The 18,434-nt window shown below is 40.8% G+C and carries 15 protein-coding genes and 1 pseudogene; 5 read left to right on the top strand and 11 right to left on the bottom strand.

What is annotated here, in order from left to right:
* Positions 1-604: 604 nt before the first annotated feature.
* Positions 605-2,284, bottom strand: coding sequence for a serine/threonine protein kinase (locus A3775_RS00405; RefSeq protein WP_066423403.1), 1,680 nt, complete (start codon positions 2,282-2,284; stop codon positions 605-607).
* A gap of 201 nt (positions 2,285-2,485) precedes the next feature.
* A complete protein-coding gene (locus A3775_RS00400) occupies positions 2,486-4,366 on the bottom strand; it encodes an ABC transporter ATP-binding protein (protein ID WP_066423401.1) in 1,881 nt (626 codons plus the stop codon).
* Between the two features lie 133 nt (positions 4,367-4,499).
* Between A3775_RS00400 and A3775_RS23310 the strand changes: the two genes are divergently transcribed.
* Complete coding sequence (locus A3775_RS23310) at positions 4,500-4,685, top strand: GNAT family N-acetyltransferase (protein ID WP_198161116.1); 186 nt, start codon at positions 4,500-4,502, stop codon at positions 4,683-4,685.
* Positions 4,686-4,820: 135 nt separating this feature from the next.
* Here A3775_RS23310 and A3775_RS00395 read toward each other — a convergent pair whose 3' ends face one another.
* From A3775_RS00395 to hisG, 4 genes are all read right to left on the bottom strand, one after another.
* Complete coding sequence (locus tag A3775_RS00395) at positions 4,821-7,079, bottom strand: response regulator (RefSeq protein ID WP_066423400.1); 2,259 nt, start codon at positions 7,077-7,079, stop codon at positions 4,821-4,823.
* Between the two features lie 5 nt (positions 7,080-7,084).
* Positions 7,085-7,510 (bottom strand): response regulator, encoded by a 426-nt coding sequence (locus A3775_RS00390; RefSeq protein WP_066376180.1) that lies wholly within the window; start codon positions 7,508-7,510, stop codon positions 7,085-7,087.
* Positions 7,511-7,536: 26 nt separating this feature from the next.
* Positions 7,537-10,182, bottom strand: coding sequence for a GAF domain-containing protein (locus A3775_RS00385; RefSeq protein WP_066423398.1), 2,646 nt, complete (start codon positions 10,180-10,182; stop codon positions 7,537-7,539).
* A gap of 280 nt (positions 10,183-10,462) precedes the next feature.
* Entirely contained in the window at positions 10,463-11,107 is a 645-nt protein-coding gene (gene hisG, locus A3775_RS00380) for an ATP phosphoribosyltransferase (RefSeq protein ID WP_066376184.1), read from the bottom strand.
* A 224-nt stretch (positions 11,108-11,331) separates the two neighbouring features.
* Here hisG and rppA point away from each other — a divergent pair, with 224 nt between their 5' ends.
* Positions 11,332-12,024, top strand: coding sequence for a two-component system response regulator RppA (gene rppA, locus A3775_RS00375; protein WP_066376186.1), 693 nt, complete (start codon positions 11,332-11,334; stop codon positions 12,022-12,024).
* A 104-nt stretch (positions 12,025-12,128) separates the two neighbouring features.
* Here rppA and A3775_RS00370 read toward each other — a convergent pair whose 3' ends face one another.
* Positions 12,129-13,169: a 1-acyl-sn-glycerol-3-phosphate acyltransferase gene (locus A3775_RS00370; RefSeq protein ID WP_082803641.1), complete on the bottom strand. Its 1,041-nt coding sequence runs from the start codon at positions 13,167-13,169 to the stop codon at positions 12,129-12,131.
* A 243-nt stretch (positions 13,170-13,412) separates the two neighbouring features.
* Here A3775_RS00370 and A3775_RS00365 point away from each other — a divergent pair.
* Positions 13,413-14,053: pseudogene (locus A3775_RS00365) on the top strand (Uma2 family endonuclease).
* A 21-nt stretch (positions 14,054-14,074) separates the two neighbouring features.
* Positions 14,075-14,638 (top strand): Uma2 family endonuclease, encoded by a 564-nt coding sequence (locus tag A3775_RS00360; RefSeq protein ID WP_066376193.1) that lies wholly within the window; start codon positions 14,075-14,077, stop codon positions 14,636-14,638.
* 9 nt (positions 14,639-14,647) lie between these two features.
* On the opposite strand, the gene arsC is transcribed toward A3775_RS00360, so the two are convergent.
* On the bottom strand, positions 14,648-15,043 hold the full coding sequence (gene arsC, locus A3775_RS00355; RefSeq protein ID WP_082803640.1) for an arsenate reductase, glutathione/glutaredoxin type: 396 nt from the start codon (positions 15,041-15,043) through the stop codon (positions 14,648-14,650).
* 58 nt (positions 15,044-15,101) lie between these two features.
* On the bottom strand, positions 15,102-15,593 hold the full coding sequence (locus A3775_RS00350) for an ArsI/CadI family heavy metal resistance metalloenzyme (RefSeq protein WP_231866909.1): 492 nt from the start codon (positions 15,591-15,593) through the stop codon (positions 15,102-15,104).
* A gap of 59 nt (positions 15,594-15,652) precedes the next feature.
* Here A3775_RS00350 and A3775_RS00345 point away from each other — a divergent pair, with 59 nt between their 5' ends.
* On the top strand, positions 15,653-16,000 hold the full coding sequence (locus tag A3775_RS00345; RefSeq protein ID WP_066376195.1) for a helix-turn-helix transcriptional regulator: 348 nt from the start codon (positions 15,653-15,655) through the stop codon (positions 15,998-16,000).
* Between the two features lie 6 nt (positions 16,001-16,006).
* Here A3775_RS00345 and arsB read toward each other — a convergent pair whose 3' ends face one another.
* Both arsB and arsJ read right to left on the bottom strand, forming a co-directional pair.
* Positions 16,007-17,137 (bottom strand): ACR3 family arsenite efflux transporter, encoded by a 1,131-nt coding sequence (arsB, locus tag A3775_RS00340; RefSeq protein ID WP_066423390.1) that lies wholly within the window; start codon positions 17,135-17,137, stop codon positions 16,007-16,009.
* A 25-nt stretch (positions 17,138-17,162) separates the two neighbouring features.
* Complete coding sequence (gene arsJ, locus A3775_RS00335; RefSeq protein ID WP_066376198.1) at positions 17,163-18,422, bottom strand: organoarsenical effux MFS transporter ArsJ; 1,260 nt, start codon at positions 18,420-18,422, stop codon at positions 17,163-17,165.
* Positions 18,423-18,434: the final 12 nt, after the last annotated feature.

Here is an 18,434-nt window from a genome sequence, read left to right as displayed (position 1 = left end):
CGAGAGCCATTCATCTCATCACTTCCGCTATCGCGGTAAGTGAGAGGCTTCTGTCAGTTCAAGCTAAATTAAGCGATTGTTTAGATATTGCGAATTAGGAATCATATCATCTCAGGACTTACGCAACTGGTACATTAGTAGGGTGCGTCAGATGTTGAAAATCTGTTCTTTTTGACTCAATTATCGCTTCTGACGCACCCTACACGAGACTTTGATGATGACACTTGCGTAAGTTCTACATCTGCTTTTCAATGACAGTCATGGTGATAGCCGAAGACTGAAGTTGTGTTTATATATATTTTAATATGTTTAAACCTGGTGAAGCAAAACAAATCTTGAGCGTTCCCTGTTCCCTGTTCCCTGTTTTCTGTTCCCTGCTGTATATCTTCATTATTGGCTTTTAACTACGAACTCAAACATAATTACTCTTCATTATTGCTGTTGCTGAAATTCACCTTTTCATAAATTTCATCTAGGGAAATTTGCAAATCAACGGTATTAAGCGATAGGTTAGCAGATTCGCCTTCTAATTCTGTAAATAACCATTGCTCCTGCCTCCTGCCCTCTGCCTCCTGCCTCCTTCAATTTTGCCTTCTTCTACTAGCTACCTAGCACCATGAACAACCCATCTTTGATTTTCCTCATCCCATAATAGAGATAACTGCACAGAAGCCGATGATCTTCTACCGTTTTTCATGAAGTACGTCAACCTAGTATTAACTGTAGCTGTTTGTTCATTACCTTCTACTATACTGGTTTCTTCAATATTGACACTTTCTACCTGTCCTTGCCACCAGCCTATATAAGAACTATAGCCATTGGGGTGCAGTCGGCGATTATTTTGAAAACTAGGACTTAACTGATTCCACGCCGTCTGATATTCTCCTTGATTGATAGTTGCATAATAATTTTCTACTGCTTGTGTTGGTGAGGGGCGAGACACTTCTGAAGTTTCATAAGTATCAGGTGTGGTGGTTTGGGGATTCTCAGCCGTGGGTGAATCAACTGGGGTGCTAACAGGTGGTAAATTTCTGATGACAGGACGATTTATCTGTGGTGTAGAGTTTTGGTTAGTGTCTTGATTTGTGGTGGTTGCAGGAGGGTTAGAAACTGGAGGTTGTATATTTTCCGTAGTGTTGTTGTTGATGGTAGATTCACTAGAGGGTATTGTTGATTGTGCTACTGGTTGATTTGGTCTAGTTAAGGCAAAACCAATTAAGACAGATGCACCAATTAAACCCCCAGCAATTAAACTACCAAGTAAGATTCCCCGATTGCCATTGTTTTGAATGCTATTGGTTTGAGTCACAGGTTGAGAAGATGGAGAAGCACTTGGGCTAACGGCGACGGTTTGGGGTGGTGTGGCAGTAGGTGGTACTGTGGCTACTGGGGGATGCTGATAAGGAATGGTTGGCGGTTGTGGTTGTGGTTGTTGATAAGGGATGGTGGGGGGAAAGCTGACAGCACCTTGTTGCAAAGCTTCTAACATTTCTCTAGCTGTGGCGAAACGTTCTCTGGGGTGGTAGGCGATCGCGCGATCAATTACAGCTGCTAATGTAGGGCTAACACTCAAGGCGTATTGATGCCATATAATTTCCCCAGTCCGAGGATCTGTTTCTAATTCCTGTGGTTGTTTCCCCGTCAGCACATAAATTGCTGTCACGCCTAAACTATATAAATCACTAGAATACACTGGTCTACCTGCGGCTTGTTCACTCGGCATATATCCAGGCGTACCAATGACAATTGAACTGGTAGGATTACCTTGGGAATTGACAACTGTTCCCATTGATTCCCGCACCGCACCAAAATCAATTAATACAGGTTTGCCATCACGATGACGCAAAATGATGTTATCAGGTTTAATATCCCGGTGAATTATCCGTTTAGAATGGACGTACTCTAAAACTGGTAATAAGTTAACTAAAATTTCTCTAACTGCGCTTTCAGTAAATAAACCTTGCTGGCGAAATTTGGCTGTGAGTGTTTCCCCTTCTATCAATTCTTGAACTACATAAAATTGCTCGTTAGATTGAAAATAAGCGTATAAAGTCGGGATTTGGTCTGTGTAGCTACCCAAATCTTCTAAAATTGTGGCTTCCCGTTGAAACCGTTCTTGTACTAATTGGTAAATTTGGGGGTTGTTGTGAATCGGTTTTAGCTGTTTAATTACACAACGACGGTTAGACGGCATTTGGGTATCTTCGGCAATAAAAGTTTCCCCAAATCCCCCTCCTCCTAAAGTCCGAATTACTCGATAGCGATTGTTTAATAATGTTTCCATAAATATAGGAATCCGATTTGATTAATAAAATTATTTGTGTAGGTAGGGAACAGGGAACAGGGAACAGGGAACAGGGAATGGGGAACAGGGAACAGGGAACAGGGAATGGGGAACAAGGGGGAGAGGATTTTCCCTTTTTCTCCCTGCAAAGAGTCCCAATTCCTCTTTTTTCCCAATCCCTAATCCCCAGTCCCCATTCCCTTAAGTTCCCAACATTTGTAAGTTGTGCAAGGTGGAATAAAGTCCTCCTGTTTTTAACAGTTCCTCGTGGCTACCTTGTTCGATTAATTCACCTCGCTTTAATACAAAAATCCGATCTACATCCCGAATTGTAGATAAGCGGTGAGCAATAATAATTGCAGTTCGTCCGATTAATAACTCGTTTAATGCTTGTTGTATTAATGCTTCTGTAGCCACATCTAAACTCGCGGTTGCTTCATCTAAAACGAGAATTTGAGGATTCCGAATTGCTGCACGGGCAAAGGCTAAGAGTTGCTTTTGACCACTAGAAAGATTTGTACCTCTTTCTCGAAGTTGGGTATGATAACTTGCGGGTAATTGTGCTATGAACTCGGCGATGTTGGTTTTTTGGGCTGCTGCTTCAATTTCTTCTGGGGTATAGTAATCACCCAAGGTAATGTTACTTTTAACGTCACCCGCAAAGACGAAACCATCTTGTAAGATGACGGACATATAACGGCGTAGTTCGGCTTGGGGTAACTCTCGAATATCTACGCCATCTACAAGAATGCGCCCTTGGGTGGGTTCGTAGAGACGACACAACAGGCGGATAATCGAACTTTTACCCGCACCTGTAGGCCCGACTAATGCCACTTTTTCGCCGGGATGAATCACAAAATCTAAGTCTTTGAGAATGTAATCATCATCTTTGTAGGCAAACCAGACATTTTCAAACCGGATTTCTCCCAATTGCGGTGTCTGGTGGGTGTCTTCAGATTCTAAATTAGCGATGATTTCGTCGATGTAACCGAATTGTTGATCGAGGAGGGAAAAGCGGGGATTGGCGCGATCGCTTATTTCTATGGGTTCATCTAAAAGATCACTCACCCGTTCCATTGCTGTAAAACCAGATTGAATTACAGTGAATTTTTCGGCAAAATCCCGCAACGGATCAAACAATCTTTGGGCATATAAAATGAATGCAGATAATGTCCCAAAAGTCAAGTTATTACCTAAGAGTAACCAACCACCCAACCATAAGACTCCGGCGATCGCAATTAAACCAATCCATTCTAAAGTTGCAGAAACTGCCGAATCGTAAAATATAGTTTCATCTGTTCGCTGGTTGTAACGTTGGTTAGTGGCGCGGAATAATTCAGCATTATACTGTTCTCGCCGGAACAACTGCACAACGTTAATTCCCATGACATTTTCTTGTAACTGGGAATTTAAAATGGATAGTTCTTCTCTGGCTTTATAATTAGCTTGGCGATATCGTCGCTGAAAATAAATAATTAACCCACTCACTGGTAGCAACATCACCAGTAGTAAAGCCGCTAGTTGCCACTGAATGGAAAACATCAAACCCAAGATTACCAGCATCGAGAACATATCAGAGATGATGCCAATAGCCCCGGTAGAAAACACATCCCCTAATACTTCTACATCGCTAGTGATGCGAGTGACTAATTTACCTACAGGTGTACGGTCAAAAAAACGTACTGCCAAAGATGTCAGATGATGAAACAAATCTTGACGAATTCCGGCAGTAATTGTCTGTCCTAACTTCTGTAGTAAGTAGCCTTGAACACCAGTAAGTATTGCCCGCAGCAAGATAGTAGTGAGCAATAAACCTTGGATGATATAAAGTCCTTGAAACAAAGGACGATTTTGCAGAAATGTGTACGTACTAGGTTCATTACGAATTAAAGATACAGCCTGTCCAATTAACAGGGGCTGCACAGCATTAGCTAAGGCAATCGGTAACAGCAGTAACATGGCTGTGATTAGCAGTTTGCTGTTACGGCGGGCGTAAGGTACGAGACGAAGGAACAGTCGCCAGTCATTGTTACGCCAATGGTGTTTTTTGTAAGATTTGCGAGATGATTGGTAGATGCTCATAGTAGGAGCATTATATTAATTTTTACAATACTAGCAGCAGTTATTTATCCGTCTCACGGTGACATTGGCATTTTGGTTAATTTTCTGCCTATCATGCCTGAGATAGAAACCGCAAGATTGAGATTATGGATTTTTGACAGTGCAGTTAGATAAGATAGTAGCGATCGCTCGTCCTGAGAATATACCATCAAGGCGGGTCATTGAGAAAGTGGGTATGAAGTATCAAAAACACGCTCACTACTACGGTGTAGATGTAGTGTATTACACCCTATCTCAATCAGAATGGCGACCAAATGATGGTTTTTATAGAATTTTGTGACGGGTGCGAAATTACGGGAAATACAGAGGAGTAGGGGAGCGGAGGAGAAAAACTAATAACTAATGACTAATGACTAATAACTAATGACTAATGACTAATGACTAATGACTAATAACTAATAACTAATGACTACAATCAAGTGATAACTTGGTTGATAGCCAATAACAATTCATTAACAGTGTAGGGTTTAGATAAAAAACTATCAGCACCAGTATTGACTATTTCCTCCAGTTTATTTTGAGATATCAATCCACTGGTAGCAATAATTTTGACTTGGGGGTTAATTTTTTTTAAGGTACGAATAGTAGTGAATCCATCTAGTTCTGGCAGGATGATATTCATGAGGACAGCACTAATTTTATGTGCATATTTGGCGTAAAGTGCGATCGCTTCCACGCCGTCACCAGCAACCAGGGTTGTGTATTCCTTGCTTTCTAAAGATGTTTTCGTCACTTCCCTAATTCCCGGTTCATCATCCACAATTAAAATTAACTCTCCTTTGCCTGTAGCGGGTGACAAAAAATCTGTTTTAATTTCTGTCGTATCTCCCACGGCTGGCAAGTAAACTTTAAATGTAGTACCATTTCCTACTTCACTATGGACATTGACAAAACCACCATGACTTTTAATAATACCAATTGCAGTAGACAAACCTAAACCAGTACCTTGTCCGACTGCTTTGGTAGTAAAAAACGGCTCAAAAATTCTATCTAAATATTCTTCAGGAATCCCCACGCCTGTATCTGATACTGTAATGACTATGTATGCTCCCTCTTTAGCCTCCAAATTCATGCGGACATAATTTTGATCAATTAGTAAATTTTCAGCCACAATTTTGAGAGTGCCACCATGAGGCATTGCATCACGGGCATTAACACAAAGATTCATCAGTACCTGGTGGAGTTGGGTACTATCTCCAGAAACTTGCCATAAATCCTTGGCTATATCTGTGGTAATTACAATAGATTTGGGGAATGTTTCTCGCAAAACTTTAGTCAGTTCGACAATGATGTGTTTGAGTTGCAAATGAATGCGTTTACCTTCGACACCCCTGGCAAAAGACAGTATTTGTTTCACTAAATCCGCACCGCGTTTAGCATTAATTTCTAAAATTTCTAACAAATGTTGAGTACGTTCATCGGCATCAGGAAACTTCAGTGGCAGTAATTGCGCTCCTGCTAAAATTGGGGTCAAAATATTGTTGAGGTCGTGAGCAATGCCACTAGCTAAAGTGCCAATACTTTCTAGGCGTTGGGTGCGAAACAATTGGGCTTCTAAATGTTTTTTCTGAGTAATATCTGTATCTACAGACAAAATTGATTTAGCTTTTCCCTGTTCGTCATGGACTAGACTCCAGCGACTAGCCACGATAATTTCTTTACCTTTTTTGGTAACTTTATTTAATTCCCCTTGCCAGTTACCTTGAGATATCACCTGTAACAGTGCAGCTGCAATTTCTGGAGTAGGTTCTATAAACAAAAGTTCACTGACATTTTTGCCGATAGCCTCTTGCGCCAGCCAGCCATAAAGTTTTTCTGCGCCTTGATTCCAAAACAGAATTTTATTTTCTAAATCACGGACACAAATGGCATCAGTAGTGATATCTAGTAATGCTGCTTGTTCACGGATTTTTGCTTCTGCGAGTTTGCGATCGCAAATATCAATACTCGCGCCAGTTATACCGACGATTTCTTGGGATTCATTCCGCAATGGTTCAACAGTTAAGTCGTAATATTTCGTGCCTTCATCCGTCGTAATTGCTACTTCATCTCTTGTACCTATACCTGTAGATAGGACATGATATTTAATTGCTGTCAGACGTTGGGCATCTTCATCTGGCATCATTTCCCAGTCTTGTTTACCCAAAATTTCCTCGCCTGTCCACCCAGCCAAGGGGTTATAAACCCAGGTATAACGTAAGTCTCTATCTTGATTAAAGACAAAAATAGGAGAGTTTTTTAAGGCTACCCGAAATCGTTCCTCACTCTGGCGGAGGGCTTCTTCAATGCGTTGGCGTTCAATGGCGTAGCGCATCGAGCGCAGCAATAAGTCGCCTGTAACTTGTCCTTTGACTAAATAATCCTGCGCTCCTGCTTGCATCGCCCGTAATGCCAAGGTTTCATCATCTGTACCAGTCAAAACGATAATCGGAATTGTCTTAGCTTGGCGATAAGCTCGCACAAAGGTGTCTAGTCCTTGGCTATCAGGTAAGGATAGGTCTAATAGAATGATATCAAAGGGTTGACTTGCTAAAAGCTCAAATGCCTCAGAAAGTTGCTCGACTGCTTGTAACTCTACCTTAGTTTTATTTACCTCTTTTAATAACTCTTGGATTAAAAAAACATCCCCAGGATTATCTTCTACTAATAAGACTTTGAGAATTTTACCTGCCATAACCTCTACTCCGGTGGCAGTTTGACAATCGCAAACCAAAAGTTTTCTATAGCTTGTACAATTCTAACGAATTGATCAAAGTCAACGGGCTTAGTTATGTAACAGTTAGCAGCTAAGTTATACGCCTTTAAAATGTCTTCTTCTGCTTGGGAAGTTGTCAAGACAACGACAGGAATACGTTTGAGGTTGTCATCAGTTTTAATTTCGGCTAATACTTCCCGCCCATCTTTTTTAGGTAAATTTAAATCTAGTAGCACTATATCAGGTTGAGGTACTTGAGCATATTGTCCCTGTTTTCGCAGGTATGCTATGGCTTCCACTCCATCTTCAACCACATTGAGGTTAACTGAAATTTGACTATCTTCTAGGGCAATACGTGTTAGTTCGGCATCGCCTGGATTATCTTCTACTAACAAAACCTCAATTACCATAATTTCTGCTGTTATATTGACGATAGTTAACTGGCTGGCTCTGGAATTGAGAAGTGAAACACCGAGCCTTGACCCGGTTGTGACTCAACCCATATACGACCGCCGTGACGTTCTATAATCTTCTTACATATTGCCAGTCCAATGCCAGTACCTGGGTATTTACTTCTAGTATGTAGGCGTTGAAAAATTGCAAAAATCCGGTCAGCATATTGCGGTTCTATACCAATACCATTGTCTTGGACTGAGAATAGCCATTGGGCATTGGGGACTGGGGACTGGGTATTGGATTTTTCTCCTCTGCTCCCCTGCTCCCCTGCTCCCTTGCTCCCCTGCTCCTCTGCTCCCCTGCTCCCCTGCTCCCCTGCTCCCCTGCTCCCCTGCTCCTCTGCTGTGCCTAACTCTCTGGCTACGCTGATATGAATGTGGGGTGGAATGTCTTTGCGGAATTTGATGGCGTTTGCAATCAGGTTTTGAAATACTTGGGTGAGTTGGGTGGGATCTGCTGTTACTGTTGGTAAAGGATCGTGGGTGATGACTGCACCACTATCTTCAATCGCAATTTTCAGGTTGGCGATCGCTGTTGCTAAAATATCAGCAGCATCAACTGACACAAAGGGTTTTCCACGGGTAGTCAGTCGTGAATAGTTCAATAAGTCGTTGATTAAGGTTTGCATCCGTCGCGCCCCATCTACAGCATAGGTGATGAACTGTTGAGCATCAACGTCTAGTTGCGGTTTATATCTCCGTTCTAATAGTTGTAAGTAGCTAGTCACCATCCTTAACGGTTCTTGCAAGTCATGGGATGCAACATAAGCAAAATTTTCTAGTTCCGCGTTAGAACGTGCTAGTTCTTGACTTTGACGGGTTTGTTCTTCTAATAGCTGCGCTTGCGATAACGCTATACCCATTTGGTTGGCTAACTGCTGCAATAAGTCTAACTCAAAGCTTGTCCATTGCCGGGGTGAGGCGCACTGATGGGCGATTAATAAACCCCAGATACCATCTCGATGCAGAATTGGAACTACGAGGTTAGCTTTGACACCAAACTGTTGCAAAAATTCCCGATGGCAATCCTGAATATCTGCCTGTTTAATATCAAAAATTGCGCTGACTCTACCTTGACGATATTTATCTACGTAGTCTTCCTGAAAACAGGGGTCAACAATGTTTTTTCCGAAAACTACAGGCCAGCCAGGAAGTACGGCTTCTTGTTCTACTGTTCCTGAACCATCAGCCCACAGGCGAAAAATCAATACTCTGTCTGCTTGTAAAAGTTTCTGCACTTCTTGGACTGATGCTTGCAGAATTTCTTTAATATCAAGGGTTTCTCGAATTTTGAGGGTAATTTCGGCGAAGAGTTGCGATCGCAAATTTTGTCTTTTCAGTTCTTCTTCTGCTTGCTTGCGCTCAGTAATATCTGTGTGAGAACCTACCATCCTGACTACATTACCGTTTTCATCCCAACGCGCCTGTCCTCGATCTAAAATCCATTTATAGCTACCATCTTTGCACAGTAGGCGATGCTCGGTAATATAAAACGGTGTTTTTCTCTCAAAATGGTCTTGAATTGCTTGCATTACCCAGTCTAAATCATCTGGATGTACACGCTTTGACCATTCCTCTATGTAATTGCTGATTTCGTCCTCGGCATACCCCAAGATTTGTTTCCAACGTGGGGAGAAAAAGACTTCATTTGTTTTTAAGTTCCAATCCCAAATACCATCATTGTTACCTTGTAAAGCTAAATGCCAACGTTCTTCACTTTCTCTGAGTGCGATTTCTGTCTGTCGCCTTGTGGTAATATCTTGAAAATAAACTGATAAACCGTCTTTACCGGGATAGGCGTTAACTGCAAACCATCTGTTCAGGGTTGGATAGCATTCTTCAAATGCGACACTCATCTGTTGGGCGATGGCTCGGTGATACTCTTGCTCAAATAAGGTTCCTATTAATTCGGGAACCGCTTCCCAGATATTTTTGCCTAATAGCTCAGTTTGATTTTTCTGCAATAGCCTTGCTGCTTGACTATTGATATAAGTGAATCGCCACTGTTTATCTAAAGCAAAGAAACCATCGGTAATACTTTCGAGTATATTACGAATGCGATCGCTGACAGCTTCCGATTCTAAGCGTGCTATTTGCTCTTGCTGCATCAGCTTTTCTGTAATCTGAGATACATCTGTCACACTGCGCCGCAATTCCAATTGGTCAATAACCAAGCGACTTAAAGCTACCAGTGCGTCTACTTGTTGTTGACTGAGTTGTTTTGGCTGATGGTCAAGAACACAAAGAGTTCCTAACATCTGACCTTGGGGCGTGAGTAATGGCACACCTGCATAAAAACGGACATAGGGATATGATACTACTACGGGATTAGTAGACAGGCGAGCATCTGCTAAAGCATCGGGAACTACGACAACCCCCTGTTTTTCTTGACATAAGTAAGAAAAACCAATACTACGGGGCATTTCTGACACTTCTATGCCCAGTTTCGCCTTAAACCACTGACGATGTTCATCGATGAAATTGACTAAAGCAATGGGTGTACCACAAATAAAAGCAGCCAACCGAGCCAAATTTTCATAAGCTTCTTCAGGTTCAGTGTCTAGAATTTGGTACTCGCGCAACGCTGCAAGTCTCGCTTGTTCCTCTGAATTAAAATCAAATTTCATAAAATTTTTTTAACAATTTTTTAACTCTAGATAAACTAACTATCAGAACTTTGTGATTAAAATTTTTTGATAAAAAATTAGCCTTAGACTAATCACAGTGTAGACAAAATTTAATAAAAAATCATACAACGTAATTTCAATCATGGTAGGGTGTATTAGCGACAGCGTAACGCACCTTTTTCAAGCCTTTCTGACTCTTGGTAGGATATGTTATCCATAATCAAAAAACATCCCCAACTTTTTGACAAAGCCGGGGATATTTCCGCAAAAATATAATGAATTAAGCTGGTGTCAACACAGCCTCTCTGATACGCTCAACTAAATCATGTAAATTACCTGTATTGAGACGATAACTCAGAGGATGAGCAATTAACCGGGCTGTACTTTCATACAGAGTAGTAATTTCAATCAAACCATTTTCGCGTAAAGTCCGCCCAGTCGAGACTAAATCGACAATAGCCTCAGACATCCCCGTAATTGGGCCGAGTTCTACAGAACCGTAAAGTGGTACTATTTCCACAGGTAAATCTAAACTCTGGAAATATTCACTAGCACAGTTGACATATTTAGAAGCAACCCGACTGTGAGGTGGTAAATCTAAAGGTGATTTGTAAGGACTAGAAGCTTTCACAGCTACCGACATCCGACAATAACCAAACCCCAAATCAACTAAATGGGCAACTTGTGGTTGTTTTTCCTTAAGAACATCGTAACCAATAATACCGATTTGTGCCTGACCGTATTCCACATATACAGGCACATCTTGACCTCTAACTAATAAGCCTTTAGCTTTTCCGCTAGCGTCAGTAATTTGTAGTTGGCGATTGCCTGAGTCTAAAAAAGCACTAAAATCTAAACCTACAGATTGTAGGAGGCGGATGCTATGTTTAAGAAGTTCCCCTTTCGGTAAGGCAACAGTTAACATTCTATTTCTTGGTATCCTTGGCTATGGACATTAAATGTCCTGATTTAAGCATAGGACTTACGCAATCATGATGATCAAACTTTTTTGTAGGGTGCGTCAGAATCGATAATTTGGTAAAAATCAACAGATTTCCGACATCTGACGCACCCTACTAATGTGCCAGTTACGTAAGTCCTGAAGCAGTTCAATAATATTGAGAATATCTCTATTGCTTACTCAACAGCATGAGAATTTTATTAGTGGATGATGAAGTAGAACTAACAGACCCTTTAAGCCGTGTTTTGACACGAGAGGGTTATACCCTAGATGCCGCTTATGATGGTACAAGTGGAAGCATCATGGCACAGTCAGGTAGTTACGACTTACTTATTTTAGATTGGATGCTGCCAGGAAAAACAGGGTTAGAGATTTGTCAAGAATTGCGCCAGCAAGGGAAAATTACACCTGTGCTGTTTCTGACGGCTAAAGATACTCTAGATGACAGGGTACAAGGTTTAGATGCTGGTGCAGATGACTATTTAGTTAAACCTTTTGAATTACGGGAGTTATTAGCTAGAGTTCGCGCTTTGTTGCGTCGTTCTGGTTCTCAAAGTTATGAAGCGACAACGACTAGATTAACTGTAGCTGATTTAGAACTAGATTGTGAGAATCAAGTCGCCTACCGTCAAGGGCGAGTCATTGAATTATCGCAGAAAGAAAGCCAGTTGTTACTATACTTTATGGAACATACTGGACATTTACTAACTCATGCTCAAATTATGCAGCATCTCTGGCAAGATGAAGAACAACCCAGCAGTAATGTCATAGCTGCATTAATTCGGTTACTGCGGCGGAAAATTGAAGTAGGTAAGGAAACACCTTTAATTCATACAGTTTACGGTAAAGGCTACCGCTTCGGAACTGCTTCTGTGGAATGAGTGCAGTATTAGCCAGCTTGGTTTGTAGTCAGGACTTTAGTCCTTAATTAATTTTCTCAGGACTAAAGTCCTTACTACGAACTTGTTATAATAAATCGCCGTATCTACAAAAGGTTAATTTGTGTTTTAATTTGATGCTGTAATTGTTCACGCAATTGATGGGCGCGTTGATAAACTGCTTTTCGTCCTTTGCTGACATGATTACAGTCTGTGTTGATGTTGACTGTTGCTACTGGTTGAATAATATAACGCAAGCGAGTTTTCATCGCCCAAACACCCATTGAGGGAAAGAGAATTAACATCAACATCAAAGGTGATAAGGGACAGAATGGTAATTTCAAGAATTTTTGTAATTTTTTCAGGTTAACTGTCCAGGGATGTAAAGATTCGTTACCGATGCAAATGACTGGCAAAATCGGAATATGATAGCGATCGCTCAACTGTAAAAAACTCACATCAAACTTTTGTAGTTGGTAGCGTTTCCCCCAACCTTTTAACGGCCCTCGTACACCTTCCGGTGCATATAACAAAATCTTACCTTGAGAAATAGCTTGCTCAAAATTACTTAACTCTGCGCGCACAGCCCCTAAAACCTGCGACCATTTAGGAGGTAGCCACCACACTACCCAAGGATGCTCAAATAATGATACTTCTGCTAAAGGTTGTGCTGTCCAACCTCGTGCTTCACCTAATAAATAACCTAAACAGATAAAGTCCCAAGGAAAACACATCCCTGCATGGTTCATCGCTACAATTATCGGCCCTGTTGTGGGTAAGTTCTCGATTTGCTGCAATTCCCCACGAAAATAATACTTCACTATTGGGGCTAAAATTTCTTCACGAAATGCTTTTTGATAGTGAGGGTTAAATTCTTCAATATCGTTTCTAGGTGAACGACAACCCAAGCGCAACCAGCGAATTACAAAAGCTAGATAAAATCCTCCTGGTATTAAAAATAGTAAATATTCTCGCCAATGCCAACCATCTGGCTCTGCGTGATAATGTTGCCAATGGCGGTTAAATAAAATTAGCCAGCCGGGAGGATACCATAAACAAAACCAGTCAAACCAGTTAAATTTATATTCGTGGTTTGAGGGTTTTTCTAGTTGGTTTTGTATCAGGTTTTGAGAGTTTTGATTAACCACAACTACTGAGTAGATAAGATATCATTTACTATTTGGCTGATATCTTAGCTTGATAAGTTTGTTGTGTGTATCTGGCTGTAGGCGTAAGATTTATTACATGAGAGTTATTCTGTTGGATTTATTTTTTAAACGCAAAGGTACGCGGAGGAAACGCGGAGGGGCGCGGAGGTTTAAGAGTGGCTTTGTGTTTGGTGTTTGTTAAAATTGGGATGCTATGAGTTGAAGTTTATGGGAGTGGTAGGGATGTTATTGGAGTTCAAGCGCATCTATGTTCCACCTGGACAAAAAGTATTGTTACGAGATGTCAGTTGGGAAGAGTTGGAAGCAATTCTTGAAGAGTTGGGAGAACATCGGGCTGCCCGTATTGCTTATGATAGGGGAATATTAGAAATTATGTCTCCTTTGCCAGAACATGAATACGGCAAAGAAATTATTAGCGATTTAGTTAAAGCACTATTAGAAGAATTGGATATTGAGTTTAGATGCTTAGGCTCTACAACTTTTAAAAATCAATTCATGGCTCAAGGAATAGAACCTGATCAGTGTTTTTATATTGCCAATGAATCTAAAATTCGTGGTAAGAAGCGACTAGATTTAACTGTCGATCCTCCGCCAGATTTAGCTTTAGAAATTGATATTACTTCGCGCACACATCCGAATATTTATAAGTCACTACAAGTTCCAGAACTGTGGCGATTTGAAAATGGTAATCTACAAATTAATATTTTGCAGGATGGTGTTTATATTGAGTCTCAAATCAGCTTTAATTTTCCTCAAGTGCCTTTAATAGATGTCATCCCCCAATATCTTGAAGAAAGTAGAATCATCGGCAGAAATGCCACTCTCAAAAATTTTCGATTTGGGTAAGGCAGCAAATACAATAAATCTAAGATTGGTTAGGCAATATGACAATTATAGTTTCAGACACTATCACCCTGGAAAATTTTTTAAAACTTCCATACATAGATGAGTCACCAGCATGGGAGTATCTTAACGGTAAGGCAATTCAAAAAACTATGCCAGGTGGAAAAAATAGCCTTTTGCAAAAACGTTTAGTTGGAGTTATTGATACAGCAGGCAGTAATTACGAAGCTTTCCCTGAGTTGCGTTGTACTTGCGGAAATCGTTCAATCGTGCCTGATGTTGCGGTAGTTGCTACTAATCAAATACCATTAGATGAAAATGGCGATATTATTAGCACTGGTATTGATTTTGCACCAGCTTGGATAATTGAAATTCTTTCTCCTGACCAAAGTCAGACTAAGGTAACAGGTAATATTCTTCACTGTATGAAACATGGTACTCAACTAGGATGGTTAATAGACCCTAGTGAACGCTCAGTTATAGTTTATCAGTGTAATTGTCTACCAGATTTATTAACTGAATTAGATGTATTACCAGTCCTAGCAGATATGAATTTAACTCTTTCTGTTAATGACATCTTTGCTTGGTTGCAAAGAGTCAAATAATAAATTTCGTTAGCTAAGAGATGCAATTAACTTGACAACTCTTTCTTTCACTTCATCTCTAACACGCCGAAAGGTTTCTATTGACTCTCCTTGTGGGTCATCTAATTGCCAATCTTCAAATACTTCTCTTAACACCCACGCTTCTGGTAAATTCACACCGCAACCACATAATGAAATTACTATATCGTAATCTTCAGGATTAAAATTATCTAACGATTTAGAATACTGCTGACTAATATCAATACCAACTTCTGACATGACTTCAACGGCAATTTGATCTACTTCATTGATTGCCAAGCCTGAACTTGTAACGGTAATTTTTCCCTCTCCTAATGTTCGTGCAAAACCCTCTGCCATTTGAGAACGACGGGAATTATGCTTGCAGACAAACATCACGTTTTTCATAACTTATCCCTCTAAAGTTCAACAGAGGTGATTTTCACCTCTGTCTAGATATTTCCATCTATGCACAACAAGATTTATTGGCTGTCTTCACTTCTCCTACTGCAACTGTAGCACCCACATTATTTTCTGGTGCTGTGTCTGCTACTTTTACTACAAAAACCTCCCAACGGTTACCATCTGGGTCTGTCATCCAAACTTTATCTTGCAAAGCGTAGCAACAATCAGTATTGTCCTCTGTAAATAATGCTAGTCCTGCATCAGTAAAACGTTTGATGGCTGATTTCACTTCTTCGGTACTTTCAACTTGTACACCTAAATGGGACAATGCGCCGCCAGTCTGCACACTGTTAGTGACATTCAGCGTTAGGTTTAAAGCTGGGTTACTCACATCAAATTTGGCGTAGTCAGCTTTATATTTTACAGGCTCTAAGCCAAACATAGCCCGATAAAAGGTCACGGACTTCTCAAGATTAGTCACATTTAAAGCGACATGGGTTTTCATCACTGTCATAATTTTTATCTCGGTACTATTTAAAATATTGATAAGCATCAATATTTATCCTTATCAATATATTGCTAGGATATATTGATATCTGTCAATATAAAAATATGAATTTTCCTCAATCAATGTCTAATTGTTGTAAATCGGTACTTTCAGGCTTTATCAAACCTCAAGAAGCAGTCCAAACAGCAGCCATCTTTAAAGTTTTGGGAGAACCGGCTCGTTTGCAATTGCTGAGTTTTATAGCGAATCAACCAAGCGGTGAAGCCTGTGTATGTGAGTTAACAGAACCGCTTGGACTATCCCAGCCAACAGTTAGCCATCATCTCAAGGTGTTGTATGAGGCTGGTTTGTTGGCAAAAGAACGACGTGGTACTTGGATTTACTATCGCCTTATCCCTGAACAAATTGAAGCTTTGCGTGAGGCTTTGACGTTACCTCGCAAAACTTCTTAATGTCTCTTACTGAAAAGAATTAATACAACGTGGATCTGGCAAACTCGCTTTTTCTGGTTCGCGCGGAAACCAGGGTGCTGTTCTTTTACAAAATTCCACTAGCATTAACATAACTGGGACTTCGATTAAAACGCCTACTACTGTGGCGAGTGCAGCACCAGAATTTAAGCCAAACAGCATGACAGCTGTCGCGATCGCAACTTCAAAATGGTTGCTAGCTCCAATTAATGCGGCGGGTGCAGCGTCTTCATAGGAGAGATTGAGCTTTAATGCTGCCACATAACTAATGAAGAAAATAAAATTAGTTTGAATAAACAGTGGCACAGCAATTAATAAAATGTGTAAGGGATTGTTGACGATTAATTCACCTTTAAAGGCAAATAGCAAGACTAAAGTAATTAGCAAAGCGGTAATGGCAACAGGACTAAGATACTTTAGAAATTGCGCTTCAAACCATTCTCTACCTTTATATTTGAATATCCAGTAACGGCTATAAATCCCAGCAATTAAAGGCAAACCGACATAAATTAACACTGATAAAACTATTGTTTGCCAAGGTACGGTTAAATCATTTGCTGCTAGTAACCACCTGCCCAAAGGTGCGTATAGAAATAGCATGGCAAGAGAGTTAACTGCTACCATGACTAATGTGTGTCCCTGATTACCGTAAGACAGATAACCCCACATCAACACCATCGCTGTACAGGGAGCAATTCCTAGTAAAATTGCCCCAGCTATGTAGGAATTTGCGATCGCAACTTCACTACCTCGAATTAATTCTGTACCAGTAATTAACGGACGAAATAGCCAGCCTAAAAAGAACTGGGCAAAAACTACCATTGTGAATGGTTTAATCAACCAGTTCACCACCAGGGTAAGAATTACAGGCTTGGGGGTGCGGATAGCATTGACAGCTTGGCTAAAGTCAATTTTCACCATGATGGGGTACATCATGAAAAATAGACATACCGCAATCGGAATTGAGACTTGGTAGACGCTGATTGCATCTAGTTTTACCGCTACCTCTGGAAATAACCTCCCTAGAGCGATTCCGGCGAAAATGCACAAGAATACCCACAATGTCAAGTATTTTTCAAAAAAACTGAGATTACTCTTGGTTTGACGATTTAGACTCATCGCTTTTACCTTGATACATCGGTTTTTAGTCTCCGTCTCCACCTTTCCAGGCGATCGCTTTACTCGGTTTGGGATTGGGTAACTTCAGTGAAACTACTGCTGCCCCTAGTACAAAAAACATCGATGTCCACAGACAACCTACTAACCCCAACCATTGATAGACCAAACCTGATAAAACCGTTCCAGCCAACCGACCGCCAGAGTTAGCCATATAATAGAAACCAACATTTAGGGCTACTTTGTCATCATCGGTAAATGCCAACACCAGATAAGAGTGAACCGCAGAGTTAAAGGCAAACACCACACCAAAAAGCAGCAGTCCCCCGACAATGGCAATATTAGCGGGTATACCTAATTGTAGAGCTAGAGCGATCGCCGCAGGTACAGATGTGAGAGTAAAAGTCCAAAACTGGATAGTTTTAGATTGTGGTGGACGACCAGAACCAAACCGCCGAAGCAATGTTGGGGCTGATGATTGAATAATGCCATAGCCAATCACCCACAACGCCAAAAAACCACCAACTTGATAAAAAGTCCAACCTAAAACCTCACGCAAGAACACTGGCAAAGCCACCACAAACCAGACATCCCGCGAACCAAATAAAAAGAATCGCGCCGCCGAAAGAATATTAATTTCTGGACTCTTAGAAAACAGTTGGCTAAACTTAACTTTCTTTTTAATTTTGCCCATCCCTTTCGGCAGCATCAAGCCAGTAAACATCAGCAGGAATAAACCAGCAGCCATCACTAACAGGGCATTGACAAAACCAAATCCACCTAACAAAGCACTACCGACAAAAAAACCAACTCCCTTGAGGGCATTTTTAGAACCAGTCAGCACCGCCACCCATTTAAACAAAGAAGACTGGGCATCTTGGGGAACTACCAAGCGAATTGCACTTTTAGAACTCATCTTAGTTAAGTCTTTGGCAATTCCAGAAAATGCTTGAGCCGTCATCACATAAAGCACAGCCAACCACTGCGCCCAGCTAGGGTTCAGATATGCCAGCATCACCAAGGAGAAAATCTGTAACCCGATGCCAGTATAAAGAGTAACCTTTAATCCTAATTGTGAGCCAATCCAACCGCCTAAAAAGTTAGTGACAATACCAAAGACTTCGTAAAACAGGAATAAAGAGGCGATTTGTAAGGGAGTATAGCCAATTTTGTTGAAATAGAGTAACACTAGCATTCTCAGCGCACCATCAGTGATAGTGAACCCCCAATAGGCCAGTGTTACCAGAATATAGTTTTTGAAATTTGCTTTAGAGGCTGTAGTAGTCATGGGGAATGGGGA

Origin of the sequence: Anabaena sp. 4-3, from assembly GCF_001597745.1 — a bacterium.
In the GTDB taxonomy this organism is placed as follows: Bacteria; Cyanobacteriota; Cyanobacteriia; order Cyanobacteriales; family Nostocaceae; genus Trichormus.
The sequence above is the reverse complement of the archived record's forward strand: the minus strand, read 5'-3'. Positions and strand labels throughout refer to the sequence as shown.